General features: G+C 54.6%; 20 protein-coding genes. 13 read left to right on the forward strand and 7 right to left on the reverse strand.

What is annotated here, in order from left to right:
- The first annotated feature begins 42 nt into the window (after positions 1-42).
- Entirely contained in the window at positions 43-1,317 is a 1,275-nt protein-coding gene (locus tag KK078_RS15350; protein WP_254091171.1) for a metallophosphoesterase, read from the forward strand.
- Here the strand turns inward: KK078_RS15350 and KK078_RS15355 are convergent.
- The gene (locus KK078_RS15355) at positions 1,274-2,821 is read right to left on the reverse strand and encodes a gluconokinase (protein WP_254091172.1); all 1,548 of its coding nucleotides are present in this window, start codon (positions 2,819-2,821) and stop codon (positions 1,274-1,276) included. The genes KK078_RS15350 and KK078_RS15355 overlap by 44 nt on opposite strands.
- A 125-nt stretch (positions 2,822-2,946) precedes the next feature.
- Positions 2,947-3,399 (reverse strand): DoxX family protein, encoded by a 453-nt coding sequence (locus KK078_RS15360; protein WP_254091173.1) that lies wholly within the window; start codon positions 3,397-3,399, stop codon positions 2,947-2,949.
- Positions 3,400-4,192: 793 nt separating this feature from the next.
- On the opposite strand from KK078_RS15360, the gene spt reads away from it, so the two are divergent.
- Genes spt through KK078_RS15415 form a run of 11 tightly spaced genes read left to right on the forward strand, consistent with a single transcriptional unit; the run spans position 4,193 to position 15,115 of the window.
- The gene (spt, locus tag KK078_RS15365; RefSeq protein WP_254091174.1) at positions 4,193-5,401 is read left to right on the forward strand and encodes a serine palmitoyltransferase; all 1,209 of its coding nucleotides are present in this window, start codon (positions 4,193-4,195) and stop codon (positions 5,399-5,401) included.
- Positions 5,398-6,519 (forward strand): GNAT family N-acetyltransferase, encoded by a 1,122-nt coding sequence (locus KK078_RS15370; protein ID WP_254091175.1) that lies wholly within the window; start codon positions 5,398-5,400, stop codon positions 6,517-6,519. Before spt ends, KK078_RS15370 begins: the two co-directional genes overlap by 4 nt.
- Entirely contained in the window at positions 6,516-7,499 is a 984-nt protein-coding gene (locus KK078_RS15375; protein ID WP_254091176.1) for an NAD-dependent epimerase/dehydratase family protein, read from the forward strand. Before KK078_RS15370 ends, KK078_RS15375 begins: the two co-directional genes overlap by 4 nt.
- Positions 7,500-7,533: 34 nt before the next feature.
- Positions 7,534-8,859 carry an inositol-3-phosphate synthase gene (locus tag KK078_RS15380; RefSeq protein WP_254091177.1) on the forward strand — a complete coding sequence of 442 codons (1,326 nt, stop codon included), beginning with the start codon at positions 7,534-7,536 and terminating at the stop codon, positions 8,857-8,859.
- Positions 8,860-8,863: 4 nt separating this feature from the next.
- Positions 8,864-9,310, forward strand: a complete 447-nt coding sequence (locus KK078_RS15385; protein WP_254091178.1) for a phosphatidylglycerophosphatase A family protein — start codon at positions 8,864-8,866, stop codon at positions 9,308-9,310.
- 5 nt (positions 9,311-9,315) lie between these two features.
- Complete coding sequence (locus tag KK078_RS15390; RefSeq protein ID WP_254091179.1) at positions 9,316-9,687, forward strand: GtrA family protein; 372 nt, start codon at positions 9,316-9,318, stop codon at positions 9,685-9,687.
- Positions 9,688-9,695: 8 nt separating this feature from the next.
- Complete coding sequence (locus KK078_RS15395; RefSeq protein ID WP_254091180.1) at positions 9,696-12,239, forward strand: DUF5686 and carboxypeptidase-like regulatory domain-containing protein; 2,544 nt, start codon at positions 9,696-9,698, stop codon at positions 12,237-12,239.
- Between the two features lie 42 nt (positions 12,240-12,281).
- Positions 12,282-12,989, forward strand: a complete 708-nt coding sequence (locus KK078_RS15400; protein ID WP_254091181.1) for a CDP-alcohol phosphatidyltransferase family protein — start codon at positions 12,282-12,284, stop codon at positions 12,987-12,989.
- A 6-nt stretch (positions 12,990-12,995) separates the two neighbouring features.
- Entirely contained in the window at positions 12,996-13,550 is a 555-nt protein-coding gene (locus KK078_RS15405) for a DUF4833 domain-containing protein (protein WP_254091182.1), read from the forward strand.
- Positions 13,551-13,554: 4 nt separating this feature from the next.
- Positions 13,555-14,172 (forward strand): sterol desaturase family protein, encoded by a 618-nt coding sequence (locus tag KK078_RS15410; RefSeq protein ID WP_254091183.1) that lies wholly within the window; start codon positions 13,555-13,557, stop codon positions 14,170-14,172.
- On the forward strand, positions 14,162-15,115 hold the full coding sequence (locus KK078_RS15415) for a phosphatase PAP2 family protein (protein WP_254091184.1): 954 nt from the start codon (positions 14,162-14,164) through the stop codon (positions 15,113-15,115). The genes KK078_RS15410 and KK078_RS15415 overlap by 11 nt, the downstream gene beginning before the upstream one ends.
- A gap of 134 nt (positions 15,116-15,249) precedes the next feature.
- On the opposite strand, the gene KK078_RS15420 is transcribed toward KK078_RS15415, so the two are convergent.
- The gene (locus KK078_RS15420; protein WP_254091185.1) at positions 15,250-15,852 is read right to left on the reverse strand and encodes a TetR/AcrR family transcriptional regulator; all 603 of its coding nucleotides are present in this window, start codon (positions 15,850-15,852) and stop codon (positions 15,250-15,252) included.
- A gap of 420 nt (positions 15,853-16,272) precedes the next feature.
- Here KK078_RS15420 and KK078_RS15425 point away from each other — a divergent pair, with 420 nt between their 5' ends.
- A complete protein-coding gene (locus tag KK078_RS15425; protein WP_254091186.1) occupies positions 16,273-18,741 on the forward strand; it encodes a transglycosylase domain-containing protein in 2,469 nt (822 codons plus the stop codon).
- A gap of 55 nt (positions 18,742-18,796) precedes the next feature.
- On the opposite strand, the gene KK078_RS15430 is transcribed toward KK078_RS15425, so the two are convergent.
- The 4 genes from KK078_RS15430 to KK078_RS15445 form a co-directional block, all read right to left on the reverse strand.
- The gene (locus tag KK078_RS15430) at positions 18,797-19,291 is read right to left on the reverse strand and encodes a peroxiredoxin (RefSeq protein WP_317195919.1); all 495 of its coding nucleotides are present in this window, start codon (positions 19,289-19,291) and stop codon (positions 18,797-18,799) included.
- 98 nt (positions 19,292-19,389) lie between these two features.
- Positions 19,390-20,202 (reverse strand): DUF4097 domain-containing protein, encoded by an 813-nt coding sequence (locus tag KK078_RS15435; RefSeq protein ID WP_254091188.1) that lies wholly within the window; start codon positions 20,200-20,202, stop codon positions 19,390-19,392.
- A gap of 50 nt (positions 20,203-20,252) precedes the next feature.
- Positions 20,253-21,125 carry a DUF4097 family beta strand repeat-containing protein gene (locus KK078_RS15440; protein WP_254091189.1) on the reverse strand — a complete coding sequence of 291 codons (873 nt, stop codon included), beginning with the start codon at positions 21,123-21,125 and terminating at the stop codon, positions 20,253-20,255.
- Between the two features lie 26 nt (positions 21,126-21,151).
- Positions 21,152-21,940 (reverse strand): HEAT repeat domain-containing protein, encoded by a 789-nt coding sequence (locus KK078_RS15445; protein ID WP_254091190.1) that lies wholly within the window; start codon positions 21,938-21,940, stop codon positions 21,152-21,154.

Genomic DNA, 21,940 nt, shown 5'->3' on the forward strand with positions numbered 1-21,940 from the left:
CAAAGAAAGTAGTACCTTCCGGCTTACATTGTCTGGTAAGCGATGGATGGATTGGCACTTTTCAGGTTAGATACCGCGCTGGTCGCGACCCTCATCATCGTTATCGTCGATGTATACATCTTCCGCGCCCTGCGGGGTGTATCGCAGTTTGCCTCGCGCGCGATACGAATCATGGGCTACACGCTGCACTGGGCGATCATGACGGCCGCCATTGCTGCGGCGGCCTGGTATTATGTAGCCGACCCCCTGAATTTTTATTCCATCACCCGCGAGTGGATCGTCGGTATCTTTTCCACCGTATATCTCTCCAAGATCACGGCATTGGGCATATTGCTTCTCGATGACATACGTCGCCTGGCGGCGCGTATACGTAACAGGCTGCGGCCAGTCGCTATGGAAACATCCGGCACGGATATGGCACGCTCGGAGTTTCTGAACAAAGCCGCAGTTATCGCCGCCTCCGTGCCGCTCACGACGCTCACCCTGGGGATCATCTCCGGCGCGCACGACTACCGCGTAGTACGTCGCGCTATATACCTGCCCAACCTGCCCAAAGCTTTTGACGGTCTGCGCATCGGTCAGATCTCAGATATCCATGCCGGCACGTTGTTCAATCGCACCGCGGTGCAAGGGGGCGTTGACCTGCTCATGGCCGAAAGAACCGACCTCATCTTTTTCACGGGTGACCTGGTGAACTATTATTCACGTGAAATACAACCCTATATATCCCTCTTCGGCCGGTTGCGCGCACCGCTGGGGGTATTCTCTGTTACCGGCAATCATGACTATGGCGATTACAACTGGTGGCCGGGCGACGAGGCCAAGCGAGCGAACTTCCGGTCACTGCAAGCGGCACACCGCGCGATGGGCTACCAACTGCTGCTGAACGAAAGCCGTGTGATAACCGTAGGCCGTGAACCGTTGGCCATTCTGGGCACCGAAAATTGGAGTTTACGGCGTAATCAGAAATATGGCGATGTGGCCAAAGCGCTGCAAGGCACACAAGACGCGGATCTTCGTCTGCTGTTGGCCCACGACCCCACGCACTGGGATGCCGTTGTACGGCAGCAATACCCCATGATCGACGTAACGTTCTCGGGTCATACGCACGGTTATCAGTGCGGTGTGGAGGTTGGCGGTTTCCGGTGGAGCCCCGCCCAGTATCGCTATCGTCAGTGGGCGGATCTGTACCAGGAAGGGCAGCAATATATTTACGTCAACCGTGGCTTTGGCTGCATCGGCTATCCGGGGCGGTTGGGCATGGCTCCCGAGCTTACCGTGTTGACGCTCCGGGCAGGCTATCCGCCACGGGCTTAGTCGGTGCCGGCGCCATAAGCTCGGCGTGTACTGCCATGTCGAGCGCGAGATTGCGCGTCAGGCTGCGAAACAGTGGAAACGCCCGGTCGCGGTATACGGCGTGATGCGCCGGCCGTGGGAAGTATGTGTGAAACGTCCTGGGCTTCAACGTGTCCAGGGCCGGTATCATCTTCAGGGCATGTAGCGCCAGGTATGCCGCGCCGATGGCGGAAGCATCCTGCACATTTACCAGGCCGATGGGTTTGCCAAAGATATCGGCCATCAGCTGCAGCCATTCTTCCGAACGCACAAAACCCCCGCTTACATTCACCTGCGCAATGGACAGGCCGGACTCTTCCAGCCTGGTGGCGATGTGATACAGTGCCATCGAAATACCTTCCAGCACGGCGCGTGTGAAGTGGGCCTGTGTGTGCCGGCCGGTTAAGCCAAAGAATACGCCGCAGGCATCGCTGTTCCACAGGGGTGCACGCTCGCCGGCGAGGTAGGGGAGGAATACGAGCCCTTCCGCACCCGCGGGGATGCGCCCGATCTCGCCCAGCAACGTTTCATAGCTTTGGGGCGATGACAGGTCGAGCTTCAACAGATCTTGCGCGTACCACTTCAACGCGGCGCCACCATTGTTTACCGGCCCGCCCGAAATAAAAATATCGTTCGTGAGAATGTAATTAAACGTCATGGCCTCGAAGTTGTACACGGGCTGGTGGCTCGCCACGCGAATGGCGCCACTGGTGCCGATCGTCAATGCAGCAACCCCCGGGGTGATCGCAAAGCTGCCCAGGTTGGCCAGGCAGCCGTCGCTCGCGCCGATACAACAGGGGGTGGCTGCCGGCAGGCCCGTCTGCTGCGCGGCGGCTGGTAAGAGCGCGGTACGAACGTATTGCGTCGGCACGGGCGTAGACAGGTGGTCGGCGGTGATGCCCGCCAACGCCAGCGCGGGCGCGTACCAGTGGTGCGCGATGATGTCGAACAGGCCGCAGGCCGAGGCCAGCGAATAGTCGATCTCGTATACGCCAAAAAGGTTGTACCAGATATATTCTTTGATGGAAATAAAACGGGCGGCCCTGGCCATGATGTCCGGTTCGTGGGCCTGCAGCCAGGCGATCTTGGCCAGGGGCGACATGGCATGTATCGGCGTGCCGGTGTGGCGGTATAGATCCTGCGCGGCTGCGCTGTGATGGATGCGTGTGGCTACGGTTGCGCTGCGGTTGTCGGCCCACGTCATCAGCGGCCGCAGCGGCCTGCCCCCGGCGTCGACGGGCAGTACGCTGTGCATGGCACTGCTAAAGCTTACGCCGGCCGGGGCCTGTTTCAGATGGGTCAGGGTTTGCCGGATGCTTTGAACACACGCCTGCCAGATCACGTCGGGGTCTTGTTCGCTGGCATCGGGCTGAGGGTGATGCGTTGGGTATGCCACCTGTTCGGCGTGCAGTACGTCGCCCGTTGGGTCTATGGCCACGGCTTTTGTGCTGCCGGTGCCGATGTCAATGCCAAGGATGTAGGTCATGTGCAAATGGATCGATCCCCCAAAGTACATAATCCTACGGGATATGAACATAAAAAAGGGCATCCGTTCCGTAACGAATGCCCCAGGTTCAGGTGGAGGTAGAAAGAAAAAAAATACCGGTAGAGTCAAGGATTTGCTGCCATCATTTCTTTTCTACGTTTAGCATCGATGGAATAACGCCCTGCACCGAATACCATAAACACAACCAAGCCAACCAATACGACGAGGGATGCCCATAGTTCCATATGTTGTGCCACAGACAGAAAGCCCTTGGGATAGTTCACCAGGAATACGGCTCCGAGCAGTATGGGCATCTGGATGACGCTGACGATGCGCGTAAACAGCCCGACAGCGATCAGCGGCCCGCCCAGAATGTGAGCAAAGGCAACGTAATGACCTACTGCCAGGCCGGCGAAATAGACGCTTAAGCCAGCCGTCGTTTGCAGCAGTTCATTCATATGCGTGATGAAATAAAGACCCTTATAGGTCAGAAATAGTCCGAGGAGGATGCGAAACACATCCAGAAAGCCAGGGCGGTGATTGTTACCCCAACTTTCTACATCAGTGATAACGCTCATATAAGTATTTGTTTGATTTATACAAAGTTTAAAAAAAAATCGGGGTAAAAGCAAGGGTAACGAGCCTTTGAGTTGTCCTAGCCACACCTGTAGCAAAAAGGCCCACCGGGGCTGTGACTATGCATGTGGTTTATCTGTCCGGGCATATGATCGGGGAGGAGCGGCACCAGCATGGCTGTGAGTATACGCCGTGCGAAGGCAGCCTGCCAGGATTATGACATGTTTAACATAATGCAGCGGTACGGCCGTGGACGGTATAGATTGTATGGCTGCGACGAAATGGAGTATATATCGTCGTGCTATACCTCGGACATGAGCGGTATACTTCGCCTGTTAAACGTCACATGGAAGGAGACAGACGGTGACCGTCTGTTTTAAACGCGAAAAAGAAAGGAATGAAAACAATGTTATTGAGAGCAGATCAAACGATTGTTTGTGTTTTAAACAATATTAAATAAACGTTATGCCGAACCAAAAGGATGCGCTTTTCGTATTGATAAACGTCTTCAGTGGCCTTCCGGGTATTAATTTTTTTTTAACTGCTTTAAATCAAAATTATGAAAAGATACGCTACTTTTAGACCGAAAAACGAAATCGTTCTAAAGAGATTGGACTAGAAAACGGTTTTGTTCGAGTAAACCAGATAAATCCGGGGTGGCTTGCGGGGTCGGCTAGGGAACAAAACAGAAATTTATTCGAATAAGTTTACACTAAACGTGATATTATTTCGACTATCATCCAATAGGCATCAACCAACTCCTCACATGCAGGAACCATCCTTGATTGCGACACTATGAGTAAACCACTACAAGCGCGAATTGCGGCCTATACTGCGGCAAAGGAAGCCCGGGCGCAGGGCATATATCCCTATTTCAGGCCCATCGAGTCAGCCCAGGATACAGAGGTGGTGATCCAAGGCAAGCGCGTGCTGATGTTCGGGTCCAATTCGTACCTGGGCCTTACCAATCATCCCCGGATCAAAGAAGCTGCCTATAAAGCTGTCGAAAAGTATGGAACAGGCTGTGCCGGTTCGCGGTTCCTCAACGGCACGCTCGACATACACGTCGAGCTCGAAGAGCGCATCGCTGCCTTCACGGGCAAACAAGCCGCCCTTATTTTCAGCACCGGCTTTCAGGTGAACCTGGGCGTAATGTCCAGTTTTACAGGCCGCAACGATTATCTCATACTCGACGAATACGACCACGCATCGATCTACGACGGCACACGCCTTTCCTTTTCGCGGGTCATTAAGTACGCACACAACGACATGGCCGACCTTGCGCGACGCCTCAGCGTTCTGCCCGAGGAGTCTATCAAGGTCATCGCTGTAGACGGGATCTTCAGTATGGAGGGCGACATTGCCAAGCTTCCCGAGATCATTGCCATCGCCGACCAGTTTGGTGCCACCGTCGTCGTAGACGATGCGCACAGCCTGGGCGTAATAGGTGTGAAGGGGGCCGGCACCGCCTCACATTTTGGCCTCGATGACAAAGTAGACATCATTACCGGCACCTTCAGCAAATCGCTCGCCTCTCTCGGCGGCTTTGTGGCCAGCGATGCGGACACCATAGACTATCTCAAGCACCATGCGCGCTCGCTCATCTTTAGCGCCAGCATGACACCTGCCTCGGCTGCCAGTACACTCGCAGCACTCGACATTATCGAGACGGAGCCCGAGCATATGGAAAACTTATGGCGGAACACACGGTACGCGATGAATCTTTTACAAGAAGAAGGTTTCGATATCGGTGCCACCGAAAGTCCCATCCTGCCTATTTATGTGCGGGACAATGCCAAGACATTTGCCGTCACCAGCCTGCTGCAACAAGAAGGAGTCTTTGTAAACCCGGTCGTATCGCCGGCGGTACCGTCTGATTCTTCCTTGCTGCGTTTTTCGCTCATGGCCACCCACAGCTTCAGTCAGATCGAAGAGGCGGTTGAAAAAATAGCACGCGTATTCCGTCAGGTGGGCGTGCTGGAACTAAAAGAACGCATTAAATGAAACGTATCGTAAACGTCAGCGGCAAAGACCAGCTGAAGGCGTTCATTGACTTCCCGCACGACCTGTATAAAGACGATCCGTGTTATGTTCCCGAGCTGTTCATCGCCCAGCGCGACCTGCTCACCCCGGGTAAGCACCCCTTTCACGAGCACTCTACCATACAGTTGTACCTGGCGTACGACGGCAACAAGATTGTCGGACGGATTGCCGCCATCCTCAATAAAAATCACAATACCTTCAACAATACCCGCGACGGTTTCTTCGGCTTTTTCGATGTCATAAACGACGCCGAGGTAGCGCGCATGCTGTTCGAGCAAGCCGACGGCTGGCTGCGCCAGCAAGGCGTTACGGCGGCTATTGGCCCCGCAAACTTCTCTACCAATGAAACGTGCGGCCTGCTAGTGGAAGGGTTCGACACGCCGCCCGCGGCGATGATGACCTATAATAAACCTTATTACAGCGCGCTTATCGAAGCGGCGGGGTTTGGCAAAAAGGTTGATATCCTCGCCTATCGCTTTGGCGCCGACGGTTACGACGACCGTTCGGTGCGGGTAAAAGACACGATGCTGAGTCGTCTCAAACAAAAAGGTATCACGATCCGCCCGGTCAATGTCAAAAACTTCAAAGAAGAGGTGCGACAGATCCGGAATGTATACAACAACGCGTGGGACAAAAATCTCGGGTTTGTGCCGATGACGGAAGCCGAGTTCGACTACATGGCCAAGGACATGAAAATGATCCTCGACACGGACTTCTGCCTGGTAGCCGAAAAAGACGGTCGGGCCATCGGCTTTGCCCTGGCCATACCCGACATCAACGAAGTGTTGATCAACGTAAAAAGAGGCCGTCTGCTGCCCCTGGGGCTCTTCAAGTTGCTGTTCGGGTTGAAGAAAGTGAAAGGCATCCGGGTCATTACACTGGGGGTGGAGGAAGGCTTTCGTAAGCTCGGCATCGAAGCCTGTTTTTATGCCAGCATCATCGAGGCCTATCGAAAAAAGAAACTGACGCGGGCGGAGGCGTCGTGGGTGCTGGAAGACAACGCCGCGATGAACAACGCATTGCTGAATATCAAGGGTGTTCCGTACAAGAAGTACAGAATATTCGAGAAGGCGTTATGAAAGAACGGGTACTGATCACAGGCGCGAGCGGCTTTGTGGGATATCACCTCATTGAAGCCGCGCTGGCCAAAGGCCTGGAAGTAACCGCGGCCGTGCGGTCTTCCAGTAAGATCGACCACCTGCGGCAGTGGCCTGTACAGTTCATTACGCCGGACTTCACGAGCGTAGCGTCGTTGCGCGCCGCGCTGGAGGCGGGACAGTATCAATACGTCATACACGCCGCGGGCACGGTAAAGGCCAAAGACGAACGGGCCTATACCGCTGCAAATGCCGACATAACGCGTAACCTCGCCGTGGCCATTACCCAGGCAACGCTGCCTTTCCGGAAGCTGGTCTTCCTCAGCAGCCTTGCCGCGCAGGGGCCCGGAGCCAACGGCGAATCCATCCGCGAAGACGATGTCGCCCACCCGGTGTCGCCCTACGGCAAGAGTAAATTGCTGGCTGAGCAATACCTTGGGGCCATACCCGGCCTGCCGGTGGTCACGCTGCGACCCACCGCCGTGTATGGACCGCGCGACCGCGACATTTTTATATTGATCAAGACGTTTGCCCAGGGCCTCGAGCCGTACATCGGCCGCGGGGACCAGCAACTGAGCTTTATATATGTCAAGGACCTGGCGGCAGCCACCATCGCCGCGCTCGCTGACGGTGTTACCGGTACCTACCTGGTTGCCGACGGCAAGGACTACGGCCGCTATGCGCTGGCCGATATAACCAAGCGCATCCTAAACCGAAAAACCATACGCGTACACCTGCCGTTGGGCGTGGTCAAAGCGCTCGCATTTGTCCAGGAAACACTGGGCACTATCCGGGGCCAGGCGCCCGCACTCAACCGCGACAAGCTCGCCGAGCTGACGGCGACCAACTGGACCTGCAACGTGACGCGCCTGCAACGCGAGCTGGGCTATGTACCGAAATATACGTTAGAGACCGGCCTTGCCGAAACCATACAGTGGTATCAGGAGAACCGCTGGCTATAAACACAAAACCTGTACATACATAACTATAACCTTTATGAAAGAACAAATTGAACAAGCCAATGGCAAGCTGGGGATCCTCATTCCCGGACTCGGTGCCGTGGCCACGACCATGATCGCGGGTGTGGAAGCAGTGAAGAAAGGGTTGGCACAGCCGGTAGGTTCGCTTACACAGACTGGAAATATACGCTTGGGTAAACGCACGGAAAACCGTTTCCCGAAAATTAAAGACTTTGTGCCCCTGGCGACGCTGGAAGATATTGTGTTCGGTGGTTGGGACGTATACGAAGACAACGTGTATCAGGCGGCCGTGCACGCCAAGGTGTTGGAGACTTCTCTGCTCGAGCCCATTAAAGCGGAGCTTGAGAAGATCAAGCCCATGAAGGCGGTGTTCGATAAGGACTACATTAAAAACCTCGACGGCACCAACGTCAAGCAGGCTGCTACGAAGTATGACCTTGCCCTGGCGGTGATGGAAGACATCGACAATTTCAAAGAAGCCAACCACTGCGACCGTCTTGTCATGGTGTGGTGCGGCTCTACCGAGAAGTATATCGAAGAGACCGACGTACACCAGAACATCTACGCTTTCGAGGCCGGCCTGCGCAACAACGACCCGATGATCTCGCCCAGCATGATCTATGCCTATGCCGCGATCAAGAAAGGCGTACCGTATGCCAACGGCGCCCCCAACCTCACGTGCGACATTCCCGCGCTGGTAGAGCTGGCGCGCGAGCACGGCGTACCCGTAGGCGGTAAAGACTTCAAGACCGGCCAGACCCTGATGAAGACCATCCTGGCACCCGGTCTGCATGCCCGCTCACTGGGTATCCGCGGTTGGTTCTCCACCAACATCCTCGGTAACCGCGACGGATGGGTGCTGGACGATCCCGATAACTTCAAAACCAAGGAAGTATCGAAGCTCGGCGTACTCGAAGACATCTTACAACCCGAGAAGAATCCCGAACTGTACGGCGAGCTGTACCACAAGATCCGCATCAACTATTACCCGCCCCACGGCGATAACAAAGAGAGCTGGGACAACATCGACATTTTCGGTTGGCTGGGTTACCCCATGCAGATCAAGATCAATTTCCTGTGCCGCGACTCGATCCTGGCAGCGCCTATCGTACTCGACCTGGCGTTGTTCATGGACCTTGCCAAGCGCGCGAACATGAGCGGTATCCAGGAGTGGCTGTCGTTCTACTTCAAGTCGCCGCAGACAGCACCGGGCCTGCGTCCCGAGCACGACATCTTCAAACAACTCATCAAGCTGCAGAACACGCTGCGCCACATGATGGGTGAAGACCTGATCACACACCTGGGCCTGGATTATTACCAGGATCTGGTAGAGGTACTGTAAGATTATGCATCGGATCATTGCTACAGGGCTCAGCATAGGCTATATCGGCAGGGGCGGCGGCACAGTGGCCGCCGCTGCCTGCTGCCTGGGCTGGTACCTGGCATTTTCCGGCGGAGTAGATCCGCTCGTGGCCCTGCTGGTCACGATCATCATTACAGACCTGGGCGTGTGGGCTGCCGACGGCGTCGAGCCGCTGTGGGGCGAAGACAGTCCACGCGTTGTGATAGACGAGATCGCAGGCATGTGCATCAGTTTGCTGTTCCTGCCGGTCACGCCGGCAACCGTGCTGGCGGCGTTCGTGTTGTTCCGGTTCTTCGATATCGCCAAGCCGCTCTATATACGCCGGGCGGAGAGCATATCCGGGGGCTGGGGTGTCATGGCCGACGATCTGCTCGCCGGGATCTATGCTAACGTTATCCTGCAGGTAGCTGTACGGCTTTTTCCTTTCTGACCGCCATGTTCACCTTCGTCAAATCACAAGCAGCCTCGCTCATCGCCACCGGTGCCGACTTCGGCGCCACCATTCTGCTTGTGCAGGTGTTTCACGTGTGGGATGCTTTTGGCAGCGTGTTGGGCAATGTCGTGGGGGCCGTGGTGAACTTTACGGTCAGCCGTCACTGGGTATTCGCGGCAACGCATGTGCCGCAGGGTCACCAGCTGTGGCGCTATGGCGTTGTATGGCTGGGCTATATCGCGCTGAGCTTTGCGCTGTTCGTGAGTACTACGCGCTATGTGGAGGTTCATTATGTTGTGGTCAAGATAGGGGTTGCGATCGTGTTAAGTGTCAGCTATAACTACGTGTTGCAGAAAAGATTTGTATTTAAATAGATATTTGCGTGAGAGCGGTTGTTTACGGAATATGGATAGTGATCGGCGTGTTGACCGGAGCCTGGCAGGCATCCGCGCAGACCACCGTGCGCGGCGTCGTCGCCGACGCCGATACAAAAGAACCCTTGCCCTTTGTGAATATAGTCTTCAAGGGAACTACCATCGGGAGCACGACCGATATAAACGGCCGGTATACCATCACCACCCATACCACCAACGAAGAACTGCATTTTTCCTTTCTGGGTTATAAAACCGTCATCCGTAAAGTAAAGGTCGGCGAGACCCAAGAAATGAACGTTCGGCTCACGTCCGACGCACAAGTGCTGCAGGAGGTGACTGTCACTACGCAGGGTCGCGAGCGCTATCGCAATAAAAACAACCCGGCCGTAGATCTTGTGCGCGAAATGATCGAGCACAAGGAGCAGAACCGCATGACGCATTACGACTATGTCGAATACGAGCAGTATGAAAAACTGCAAATGTCGCTCAGCAACCTGTCTGATAAATTCAAGGAACGCAAGCTGTTCCGCAAGTACAAGTGGATGTTCGAGAATGTCGACACCACCACCATCAAAGGCAAAGCGCTGTTACCCATTTACCTGCAGGAAAACCTGACGGATAAATACTACCAACGTTCGCCCGAACAAAACAAATCGGTTGTGAAGGCCCACCAGAAGGTGAGTTTCGACGATTACATCGATAACCAGGGTGTCAGTACTTATCTGAACTACCTTTACAACGACATCGACATCTACGAGAACAACATCACGCTGCTGACAAACCAGTTCCTCAGCCCCATTGCCAACAGCGCGCCGACGTTCTATAAGTTTTATATAACAGACACCCTCAAAGACCAAACGCCCAAGCTCGTCGAACTGTCTTTTGCCCCGCGCGATGCCGGGGGCTTCCTCTTTCAGGGCAGGCTTTACGTCACGCTCGACAGCAACTATGCCGTGCAGCGGGTGGACATGACGGTAAACAAAAATATCAACCTCAACTGGGTGCGCGAGCTTTTCATCAACCAGGAGTTCGAGCAGATGGAAGACGGCAAGTTCCAGGTCGTGAAGAGCCGCATGCGCGCCGACTTCGGCATAACGCAGGGTCGCGGGGGCCTGTATGGCGAACGCGTGGTGTCGTATAAGAACTTTGTTATCAACCAACCCCGCCCGGAGGGCTTTTTTGACGGCGAGAAAAAGCAGCAGGAGAAGGAGGCCGAAGGACATACCGAAGAATACTGGCTCGCCAACCGGCACGACTCCCTCAGCCATGCCGAATCGAAAGTATATCAGAATATCGACAGCCTGCAAAAAGTACCGTCCTTCCGGCGCACCATGGACATTGCCACGCTGCTGCTGGCGGGGTACAAAAGCTTTGGCTGGTGGGAGCTGGGCCCCGTCAATACATTCTATAGCTTCAACCCTGTCGAGGGCTTTCGCCTGCGGGTAGGGGGGCGGACCACCCCTAAGTTCAATGAACGCCTGTATTTCGAGACCTACGGCGCCTACGGCTTCAAAGACGAAAAATGGAAATACTTCCTCAGCGCCACGTACTCGTTTACCGGCAAGTCTATCTGGCAGTTTCCCGTGCGTACGTTGCGGGTCAGCTATCAGCACGACATGAAGATCCCCGGCCAGGAGCTGCAGTTCATACAAGAAGACAACTTCCTGCTTTCATTCAAGCGCGGTGTAAACGACAAGTGGCTCTACAACGACATCTGGGTCGTAGACTACCTGCACGAGTTCGATAATCACATTTCCTATCGCGTAGGCTTTAAGAATTGGAAACAGATGCCTGCCGGTGGCTTGCGCTATGAGCGCGAAAGCGAAGATCTGCTGCAGCCCGTGCCCAATGTCGTTACCTCTGAAATAAACCTGGAGTTCCGCTGGGCACCCGGTGAACAGTTTTACCAGGGCAAGCTCTATCGGATACCGATACCGAACCGTTATCCCATCTTTACGGCGCGCTTCGTGGGCGGTATAAAGAATTTGTTCAATAGCCAGTATAACTATCAAAACGTGGCGTTGAACATCTACAAACGTGTGTACCTGTCGCAGTTCGGCTATACGGACGTGGTGCTGGAGGGCGGCTACATCTTTGGTACTGTACCGTTCCCGTTGCTGGCCATCCACCGCGCCAACCAAACGTATTCGTATCAATTACAGTCGTATAACCTGATGAACTTCCTCGAGTTTGTCAGCGATAAGTATGTAAGTCTGAGCTTCGATCATTATTTCAATGGGTTTATCTTCAACAAGATCCCCCTCTTGAAAAAGCTCAAGTGGCGCGAAGTGGCTACCTTCAAGTTGCTCTATGGCAGCATCCGTCAGGAGAACGACCCGCGCTATAATTCTGCCGTGTTCGCTTTCCCGACAAACGATCAGGGTGTCGAGACGACATATTCGTTGCGTCCCGAGCCGTACATGGAGGCCAGTGCCGGGATCGCGAACATTTTTAAGCTGATCCGGGTTGACGTAGTAAAGCGCCTTTCCTACCTGGACCATCCCGAAGTATCGCAATGGGGCATTCGCGCACGCTTTAAATTTGATTTCTGACGTATGAATAGTGTTATCGAAAAACCTTTAAACAACCGGGCCATGGAAAAGACGCCCCTGCGGATCGTGCTGCAGCAGCTCATTTACAAGATCATCAATCCCTTTGTAAAGTTCCTGATCAAGATCGGGTTCACACCCAATGCGGTCACCACTACCGGCCTGCTATTAAACGTCGGCGTGGCCGTCATCTTTGTCATGGGGGCGGAAGAAGGTAATCGTGGTGACCTGCGCTACGTGGGATGGGCCGGCGCGCTGGTGTTGTTTGCGGGGTTGTTCGATATGCTCGACGGTCAGGTGGCCCGCCTGGGCAACATGAGCTCGAAATTCGGCGCGTTATACGACTCTGTATTGGATCGCTACAGCGAGCTGATCATGTTCTTCGGCATTTGTTATTACCTCATCGGGCATCATTATTTCCTCAGCTCATTGTTCGCTTTCATTGCGCTGATCGGCTCGATGATGGTGAGCTACGTACGGGCGCGCGCCGAAGGCTTGGGCATCGACTGCAAAGGAGGGTTGATGCAACGACCGGAGCGCGTCGTGACGGTAGGCGTGGCGGCCATACTCTGTGGCATCACCGCGCATTACATCGGTGGAGACTACAAGCTCTTTATACCGGGCATACCGTTCCAGGTATTCGAGACCATCTCCATCTTTACCATACCGCTGACGGTCATGGCTGTGCTGACCAATATCACCGCCATCAACCGCCTGCGGGAGTCTAAGAAAGAACTGGAAAAACAATCCTAAGGAGTCATGACGATCATGTTGCACTTCCTGGTCTGGCTGACAGCCGGTTTCACTACCGGCGACGCGGGAGCGGAGCAACCTTGTACATGCAAGGGACAGGAGACATTCCCCGTGCCACCGGCCAGCAAGTCCACGTTGTTTTACATTCAGCGCACACCCAACACCAATACCATCCTGTACGATTTGAACCTGGATAAAGGTGTTCCGGATGAAGAAGATCCGGTGCATGCCTATTGGATCCGCTACCAGGAAGAAGGCCAGCAAGAGGACTTGTCGTTCATTCAGCGCAATTACGCGTATGGACTGAAGACCAAAAAACTTTCTGCTGACAAATACGAGCTGCGCTTCGTGTCGTATAAAAAGTTGCCGTTTTATCTCGTAAAGGCAGCCGACAGCCGGTATCATGTGCTGGCAACGATCAACGGTCGCAGCATCCATGTATCGCGCGTGTTCTTACAGATCGAAGGGGGGAGCTTCTGGCTTCCGAACGTCGTGTGTGCAGAAGTAAAGGGAACGGATCCGGTGACCGGGCAGGAGGTAATACAGAATTTTAAACCGTAGTGTTATGAAAAAGAACTTTGTTTCAAACAGTACTGAATCGACGCGTATCTTTAAAAATGGATTTCTGGAGAGCCTTTCAAAGGTGCATTATAGCGTGCCGTTGATAATCTTTATTCCGATCATAACCTGGTTTGTATACCGGGCGTTGACCGTTACGTATACAAATGTGTTCACCTTTATCGCGAGCTGTATCGCCGGCCTGCTGGTCTGGACGCTGACAGAGTATGTGATGCACCGGTTCGTTTTTCATTTTGAACCCAAATCGGCCGTGGGAAAAAGATTACACTTCCTCTTCCACGGTGTACACCACGATTATCCCAACGACGCCATGCGCCTGGTATTGCCGCCTTCTGTCAGCATTCCCCTTGCCACTGGTTTTTACTTCCTGTTCCATGCGTTGCTTCCCGCGGCCTACATGGATGGGTTCTTTGCAACTTTTCTCGCAGGCTACCTCGTGTACGACATATCGCACTATGCACTACACCATAGCAAGTTTAACAACCGCTTCTGGAAACAGCTGAAACACCACCACATGCAGCACCACTACGCCGACCCTACGAAAGGTTATGGTGTAAGCTCCGCCCTGTGGGACAAAATATTCCGTTCCGACTTTGAAAAATAGCTTAGACCTGCCTGTGCTTCCCGCGGCCCGCTGGATCTCCTGGCGCGACGTGCTCATCGCCGCCGCAGTGTCCGTCACATACCTGGTGGTGTCCGCGTTGCTCATCGGTTTTAAAACCGACCAACTTTTCCTGGTGCTGATATTCGACACGTTGTACCTGGCGTCGCGCATCACGCGCAAATTTATCCTGGGCTTCTCCGTCTTCATCGTCTTCTGGATCTTGTACGACTATATGAAGGCTTTCCCCAACTACGTATACAATGCCGTCCACATCCAGGATCTCTACGAAGCCGAACGTGGCATTTTCGGCCTGGTACAAGACGGTAAACGGGTCACACCCAACGAGTACTTTCAGTTGCACAGCGCCGCGTGGGCGGATGTGCTGGCGGGTTTCTTCTACCTGTGCTGGATTCCCGTGCCGCTCGGCTTTGCCGCTTATCTGTTCTTCAAAGACCGGCCTCGTTTCCTGCAGTTCTTACTGACGTTCCTCCTGGTGAACCTCCTGGGCTTTGTGGTATATTATTTGTATCCCGCAGCCCCGCCGTGGTACGTACAGCTGCACGGCTTTGATTTCATCGCCGGTACCCGTGGCAATACTGCCGGGCTGATCCGGTTCGACCAGTTCTTTGGCGTCACCATCTTCCAGTCGCTGTATCAAAAGGGCTCCAACGTGTTTGCCGCGATGCCCTCGCTGCACTCTGCTTATCCGCTGATCGTGTTTTATACTGCCTGGAAGGCCCGCCTGCGCGCCGGTACTGTCGTGTTTGGCATTATCACTGTCGGCATCTGGTTCGCCGCCGTTTACACCAGCCACCACTACATCCTCGATGTCCTGGCCGGCATCGCTACTGCCGCCGCCGGCATCACTCTTTTCCAGCAGCTCCTGCAAAAACAACCTTACTTCCGCAGCTTCGTTCAGCGTTACACACAGCTGATCTCGTGACGTACGAGGCGCCTATAGTGAAAAGCGTTATGGCCTGGTCTTATCAGGGCGCCTGCGGCTGAATAGTATAGTTTTCGGAAATCGGCTTGAGTCGTGTCTGCCCGCCGAAGGCCTGTAAAATCGGTAGGAGGGTGTTAATTCTTAATCCCGTGACACAACAAATGCAGAATAAAATCGAGCCTGTCGCCCATCTTTTTGATCCGGCAATCTTCCAACGTGGCCAGCTCGATCCCGCGGGACGCACTCAGCATGATATAGCTCATGCTATCCAGGTCTTCATCGCTAACCTTCTTAAATTCTCCTTCGGCCACGCCAAACGCGAGGATATTCTTCAACAGTTCTAATTCCTGCGCTTCGTAGTCTTTCTTGAGCTTTTTAATGAGCTGCGGGTTTTCCGAGATCTCACCAAAAACGACGCTGTTGAGCGTGGCTTTCTGCGCCAGGATCTTCAGCTTGGTAAGACTGAACGTTTTGAGCTTTTCTTCGGCGGTGCCGGCTTTGCTCACGGCAGCTTTCACCTGGCTCATCACCTCTTCCATGTCTTCCTTGATCACGGCATCAAAGATCTCGTCTTTGCTGGCGTAGTAATAATACAAGGTACTTTTGCCTTTCCCGGTCGCCTTGGCGATGTCCTCCATCGTGGTCTTGAAAAGACCAAAACGCTGAAAAAGACCCCGCGCCGCCGTTACGACTTCGGCGCGAATCTGTTCATCTTTCGTTTGCGTAAGGGGAGGCATTGTTCCTTTGGACTATTTCCGTATTTCATTCTAAAAATAGCCTTTTCCCGGAGGCTTACCTAACGCATCGTGCGTTTTTTCTTTCGTGCGATCTTTTTACCGGAAGGAAGGAGAAAAAACCGTGTCATAGGTGTCTCGTGTACGTGTGCAAAGAGCATAGGTATACATCTTCCCTACATGGTTATGGTGGCCGGTACAGATCAACATGCTGAACGCGAAGATTACAACCCGCCGTTTATACGCGGAATGTTTCGCCCGGCGGTTTGCCCGGTGTGAAACACCTGTGGGGAGACGCCGCAAAGGGAGCACCATTGGCCCGATTTTATTACATCATCCCATTTTCGGGGCTTTTGTTCCATAATTTCCGGGGTGTTAACTTACCGCGAGTGAGGGGTCTATTATTGTCCTATGCAAGAGTTTTTGAAGAGAGTTAAACGGCAGGTCCGATATGGTTATGTCTGGGCGTATCGCAAAGCCCGCCCCCTGCTGCACTACCTGGCCGTGCGCTATGCCCGGGTGCGGGAGTATTACCGCACGCACCCCAAAGCACGCAAATGGACCCTCGCCGGGCTTATCGTCATGGGCCCCCCGCTGCTGCTCCTGCTTGTCGTATGGATCGAAGTACCCGGCAAACGCGCTTTGCGCAACATCCAGAACCAGGTGGCGTCGGAAGTCTACAGTGCCGACAGCGTGCTGCTGGGCCGCTATTACCTGCAAGACCGCACCGAAATACGGTATGAAGAGATCGCTCCGGTCGTCATCGATGCGCTGATCGCCACCGAAGACGTCCGCTTTTACGAGCACGGCGGCGTAGACTACGAAAGTCTGGGCCGTGTGTTTATCAAATCCATCCTGTTGCAGGAAGAGTCTGCCGGAGGCGGCAGTACCCTGTCGCAACAGCTCTCCAAGAATCTATACCCGCGCAAGCGCTATTGGGTATTGTCCATGCTGATCAACAAAATGCGTGAGCTCATTACAGCGCAGCGCCTTGAAGACCTCTACAGCAAGAAAGAGCTGATCCGGCTGTACCTCAATACGATCCCCTTTGGGGACCAGAGCTTTGGCATCGAAGCCGCCGCCAAGCGGTTCTTTTCGGTCCGCGCAAAAGACCTCACCGCCGACCAGGCGGCGGTGCTCATCGGCATGCTCAAAGCCACGCACTCCTATAACCCGCGACTGTTCCCGGAGCGGGCGCGCACGCGACGCAACGTCGTATTGGCGCAGATGGAGAAATATAAATTCCTGACGAAAGGCGCGCTCGATTCGTTGCAGGCCAAACCGCTGGAATTGAAATACAACATGGTGTCACACCACCAGGGCCTGGCGCCCTACTTCCGCGAGTATCTCAAAGGAGAGCTGCTGGAGTGGTGCCGCAACAACACCCGCCCCGACGGCACACCCTACAACCTCTACACAGACGGGCTGAAGATCTATACCACGCTCGACTCGCACCTGCAGGAATACGCCGAGAATGCCGTCGCGCGGCAGATGAAGGAAGTACAAAAGCAGTTCACCGACCACTGGCGTAAAGAGAACCCCTGGCAGGATCATGAAGAGGTCATCCAGGACGCGATACGTCGCTGCTCGCGCTACAAGGCGCTGGCCGAGAAAGGCAAGTCTGAAGAAGAGATCCTCGACGAGCTGCAAAAGCCATTGCCCATGCGCATGTTCTCGTGGGACGGCGAGAAAGTGGTCAAGATGAGTCCGATCGATTCCATTAAGCACCACATTCAGTTCCTCAATGCAGGCTTTCTGGCCATCGAGCCGAAGACCGGCCGTGTGCGCGCGTGGGTAGGGGGGATCGAACACGACTTCTACCAATACGACCACGTGAAAGTTTCCACCAAACGGCAAGTGGGCTCGATCTTTAAACCCATCGTCTACGCTACGGCCATCGAGCGCGGTGCACAGCCGTGCGACCTCATCTCTGCCGCGCAGGAGACCTACATCGACAAAGAAGGCGAGAAGTGGACCCCTCGCAACATGCAGAACGACTACCAGGTGAAATATACCATGCGCGGCGCGCTGGCATACTCCATCAATACCGTAGCCGTCAAAATGATCCAGCAAGCCGGCGTACTCAACACCATGGAGACAGCCCGCAACATGGGCATCACCAGCGAGCTGCCCGATGTGCCCTCTATCGCGCTCGGCTCATCGTCGATCTCGCTCATGGAAATGACCACTGCCTATTCCTGTTTTGCCAACAACGGCGTGGCTGTGCAGCCGTATTACATTGCCGGCATCCAGGACCGCACCGGCACCCGCTATACCGACTTCCAACCCAAAGAGAAAGGCAAACGCGTGCTGAAGTCCGAGACCGCCGAGCTGATCGTCGGTCTGCTGCGCACCGTGGTACACGAAGGAACCGCTTCGCGTCTGCGCTGGAAGTACTTCGCGCACAACAACGACGTAGCCGGCAAAACCGGCACCACCCAAGCGAATGCCGATGGCTGGTTCATGGGCATGACACCCGAACTGGTGATGGGCTCATGGGTAGGGGCTGACGACCCGCGCATCCACTTCCGCAGCACCGAGCTGGGGCAGGGGTCGAACACCGCCTTGCCCATGGTAGGCTACTTCCTGCAGCAGGTAAACGAAGATCCGGCATTTAAAAGCATATCCAAGGCCACCTTCCCGGCGCCGTCGCGTGCGGCCCAACAAAAGCTGTCCTGCGACCTGTACGAGCTCGACGACAACTTATGGACGCAATTAGAACAGCTAACGTTTAAGCAAGACTCGCTGCGCGCGGCCGACACGCTCAACCAGGGCCCCAAAGAGAGTTACATGGAAAAGCTCTACAAACGCAAGCTCAAAATGCGTCAGGCCAGCCAGGCACGCGACAGCGCCGCCCTGCGTACCCTGGAGATCGAAGACAGCGGCGGGTAAAAACAGCGCGAGCTTGAGCGCGAAAGCGAACACACCCGATGGTTATCGGGTCGCCTCACAGCGCGCCCGCCCGTTTTACTGTAACCTCTTCGACCATCGTTTTGATATGCTTGCGCGATGAGAAGATATTCTCGTATACTGCCATGATCTTTTGGTCTTTGTCCAGCAGGTACGTAGTGCGTTTGGTGAACAGCGGCACAAAGGGCAGTTGTGTTTCATACAAGGCGCACACCTTACCGCCGTCGTCTGAAAGCAGGTCGAAAGGCAATCCCAGTGTTTTCTTAAACCGCTGGTGACTCTCGATCGAGTCGCGGCTGATGCCCAGCAGGGTGATCTTTAACTCCAGGAATACTTCAAACGTATCGCGAAAGCTGCACGCCTCGTTGGTACATCCCATGGAGAAATCCTTTGGGTAGAAGTACAGGATACAGGGCTTGCCTTTCATAGTCTGGTAAAGTGAAAAGTCCCTGCCGGATGTGGAAGGGAGGATAAAATCGGGGGCCTTTTGGCCGGCGGCGAGTGGCATAGTGGTAGATCGTTCACACAACATACGACATAGCCCCGTAAGATGGATCTCATCTCCCGCCGCAGGAGCTGCAACGGGAGATGAGTCAACCCCCGGCCGGGACGACCGACCGTAATGAGCGTTTATTTTTTACGGATAAAGATGTCACCGTGATAGTTACGCATCGTAAACTCGGGCCCGCCTCCGTTGATATCGCAGCGTTTCCATTCATCTACGATCACCTTGTATACACCCGACTGACTATCTTTTTTCTGCACCGGTCCGCTGGTCTTGAACGTTATGTCGAAGTTAGTCAGGATCTCACCCTGATCGGTCCTAACTTTCATGCTACCCTTTATCGTGGCCGGAAAGGAAATATCGATGTCGCCGTTGTACGTCGTAAACGACATCGGCACACCTTCGTTGACCTTGTCGAACGTCACCTTGATCTCACCGTTATACGTCGTCGCAATCGCAGAGCCGGCCACATTCAGCGCCGTGATCGGGCCGTTGTAATTGGTAAGCTCCAGCTCGCCCTGAATGTTGTTTACGATCAGGTCGCCGTCGTTGTACGTATGTAGATCGAGATCAAACCCGCTCGGCACTTCGATCGAAAAGTTTTGCTTGTGGCTCCACGAATCCGACTGAACTTTTACCTGGTTGTTGGTTTCCGTGGCTTCAATGCTCGTGCCCCCGCCGCCCACGCGGCGCATACCGTCGGCGTTCTTGCGGTTGTCGCCTTCATCCTCGCCGTCGGTTTCGCTGGTATACTTCACCAGTACGTCCTTGCGCGCCGTGCCCTTTACCGTAATAGAACCATAGTTGATGTGGACCTTCAACTTCCCGCGCTTGCCCGGGTCGCTCAGCGGTATGGTGAACTCGTTCTGCGCATGCGCCAGTAGGCTTACGGTGACGTAAACGAGTGTGAGTGCAAAAGTCTGGATATACTTTTTCATGGTAGTCAAGTCAATAGAAATAAGATGTAAATACGGATGTAAGAGGAATGTTACTGTTCTTTGATATATACGTTCCCGTTAAAGGTTTCAAAAGCAAGCAGCGAGCCGCCGGCGCCAATCTTATAGAAGTTGTCGCCTACCTTGAACTTCATGCCGTCCTTGCGCGCTACCTGCTGCACGGCGGCCGGCAGGGCCTCGATCTTATCGATGTTGGTGAACAGCTCGCCGTTAAAGCTCTCAAAGCTCATATTGGCTGCCAATCCTTTCTGAAAGCTCGCGTGGATGTCGCCGTTGAGTGTATAAAAGCGACACTCGCGATCGGGATTACGGGCATAGGTAATATCGACGTTGCCGTTGATCGTGTGGGCGCGGGCCTCGCGGGTCAGGTTGACCAGCCGGATGCTGCCGTTTACGTTGTTGGCCGCCAGGGCGTTGCCGATGTTTTCGATGACGATGTCGCCGTTGTTGACCGTGCTCACTGCGACGTGGATGCCTGCGGGCACGCGAAGGCTGAAGTCGAGCTGATATTCATATCGTTCGTTACATTCGCGGCACGTGGTGTAACCCCAGGAGCCGGACGCCTCGGTGTGATTGTTGGCCGTGCGTCCGTAGCCGGCGCAGGTGCCATCGGTGTAGAGAATGAGTGTATCCACGTCGTTGATGACGCCTAACTGGATCTTTTTCTTACCTTCTTCCAGCCGCTCAGCGGTCTTGGCCCGAATGGACCTGGTAACGGTTACGAGGATCTTGTCACCAGTATAGGCTTCGACGTGTATCGACCCGTTGATGTTGTCGACGATCAGCGTGTTGGCCGCGCTTTGTTTTTCAAACGTCAGCTCGCGGGTGATCTTTTCGGTAAACGCCTGCGCCTGTAACAGCGTGCCGGGCAGCAGCAGGAGCAGCGTGATGAATATCTTATGCATGATGTTTTTTGTTTGGTTGATAATGATCAGATCAATATCTGAATAGTCTCCTCGATCTTCTTTTTGACATCGCCCGGCGTTTTGTCGCTGTCCAGCAGCTTTTGCAGCTCCCTGACCGACGACTTTGCCTGAATAGACTGCATCAGCTCGGCCAGTGCCACCTGTACCAGCGGCGAATCCTGCTTTGCGATGGCGTGGATCAACGCTTCGCGTACCGACGGCTGTCCCGCATACGGCCGCAGCGCGTCGAGCGCTGCCAGGCGCACGTTTACGTTGTCGTCCGTGTTCAGCGTTTGCAGCAGTGCCTGCGTTACCTTCTGGCTTGCCTGGTCCATTTCCTGCGTCAGGCTCACGGCCTTCAGGCGTTCTGCCGCGGACTCCTTTTCCAGCAGCGTCAGCATCATCGTTTCGCGCAGGTCGGTCACCTCCTGGCTAAGCGCCGCCAGCTGGTCCGACGAAGCCGGTCCCGGCGGGGGTGTCCGCAGGAAGTAGCCTGCCGCCATCCCGGCCACCAATACCGCCGCCGTAAACGCCAATCGCGGCCACAACCAGGACCAGGTAAATGAATCGGAGGCAGCCGGGCGGGCGTTGCGCTTTTCTTCCGTCAGTAGCTGGTAGAACGCATCGTCCAGGTTCATGGAAGGAGTGGGCGCGGGCAGTTGGTCGAGGGCCTCCTGCCACGGGTGCAGGGTCTCGAGGTCCTCCAGTCCAATGGCACCGCTCTCCAGCAACCCCTCCAGTTGCCGTTGCTCGGCCGGTGTCGTCGTGCCGGCATTATGCCGTGCGAGTAAATCGTCTATTTCCGCTCGTGTCAT

The sequence above is a fragment of the Dawidia soli genome, assembly GCF_018598185.1.
GTDB lineage: Bacteria > Bacteroidota > Bacteroidia > Cytophagales > Cyclobacteriaceae > Ohtaekwangia > Ohtaekwangia soli.

Coding starts and splice junctions, on each gene's coding strand:
- KK078_RS15385 (WP_254091178.1), top strand. CDS start 8,864: ATGCATCGGATCATTGCTACAGGGCTCAGCATAGGCTATATCGGCAGG.
- KK078_RS15380 (WP_254091177.1), top strand. CDS start 7,534: ATGAAAGAACAAATTGAACAAGCCAATGGCAAGCTGGGGATCCTCATT.
- KK078_RS15375 (WP_254091176.1), top strand. CDS start 6,516: ATGAAAGAACGGGTACTGATCACAGGCGCGAGCGGCTTTGTGGGATAT.
- KK078_RS15400 (WP_254091181.1), top strand. CDS start 12,282: ATGGAAAAGACGCCCCTGCGGATCGTGCTGCAGCAGCTCATTTACAAG.
- KK078_RS15350 (WP_254091171.1), top strand. CDS start 43: ATGGATGGATTGGCACTTTTCAGGTTAGATACCGCGCTGGTCGCGACC.
- KK078_RS15430 (WP_317195919.1), bottom strand. CDS start 19,291: ATGTTGTGTGAACGATCTACCACTATGCCACTCGCCGCCGGCCAAAAG.
- KK078_RS15435 (WP_254091188.1), bottom strand. CDS start 20,202: ATGAAAAAGTATATCCAGACTTTTGCACTCACACTCGTTTACGTCACC.
- spt (WP_254091174.1), top strand. CDS start 4,193: ATGAGTAAACCACTACAAGCGCGAATTGCGGCCTATACTGCGGCAAAG.
- KK078_RS15440 (WP_254091189.1), bottom strand. CDS start 21,125: ATGCATAAGATATTCATCACGCTGCTCCTGCTGCTGCCCGGCACGCTG.
- KK078_RS15360 (WP_254091173.1), bottom strand. CDS start 3,399: ATGAGCGTTATCACTGATGTAGAAAGTTGGGGTAACAATCACCGCCCT.
- KK078_RS15355 (WP_254091172.1), bottom strand. CDS start 2,821: ATGACCTACATCCTTGGCATTGACATCGGCACCGGCAGCACAAAAGCC.
- KK078_RS15370 (WP_254091175.1), top strand. CDS start 5,398: ATGAAACGTATCGTAAACGTCAGCGGCAAAGACCAGCTGAAGGCGTTC.
- KK078_RS15405 (WP_254091182.1), top strand. CDS start 12,996: ATGACGATCATGTTGCACTTCCTGGTCTGGCTGACAGCCGGTTTCACT.
- KK078_RS15420 (WP_254091185.1), bottom strand. CDS start 15,852: ATGCCTCCCCTTACGCAAACGAAAGATGAACAGATTCGCGCCGAAGTC.
- KK078_RS15445 (WP_254091190.1), bottom strand. CDS start 21,940: ATGACACGAGCGGAAATAGACGATTTACTCGCACGGCATAATGCCGGC.
- KK078_RS15390 (WP_254091179.1), top strand. CDS start 9,316: ATGTTCACCTTCGTCAAATCACAAGCAGCCTCGCTCATCGCCACCGGT.
- KK078_RS15410 (WP_254091183.1), top strand. CDS start 13,555: ATGAAAAAGAACTTTGTTTCAAACAGTACTGAATCGACGCGTATCTTT.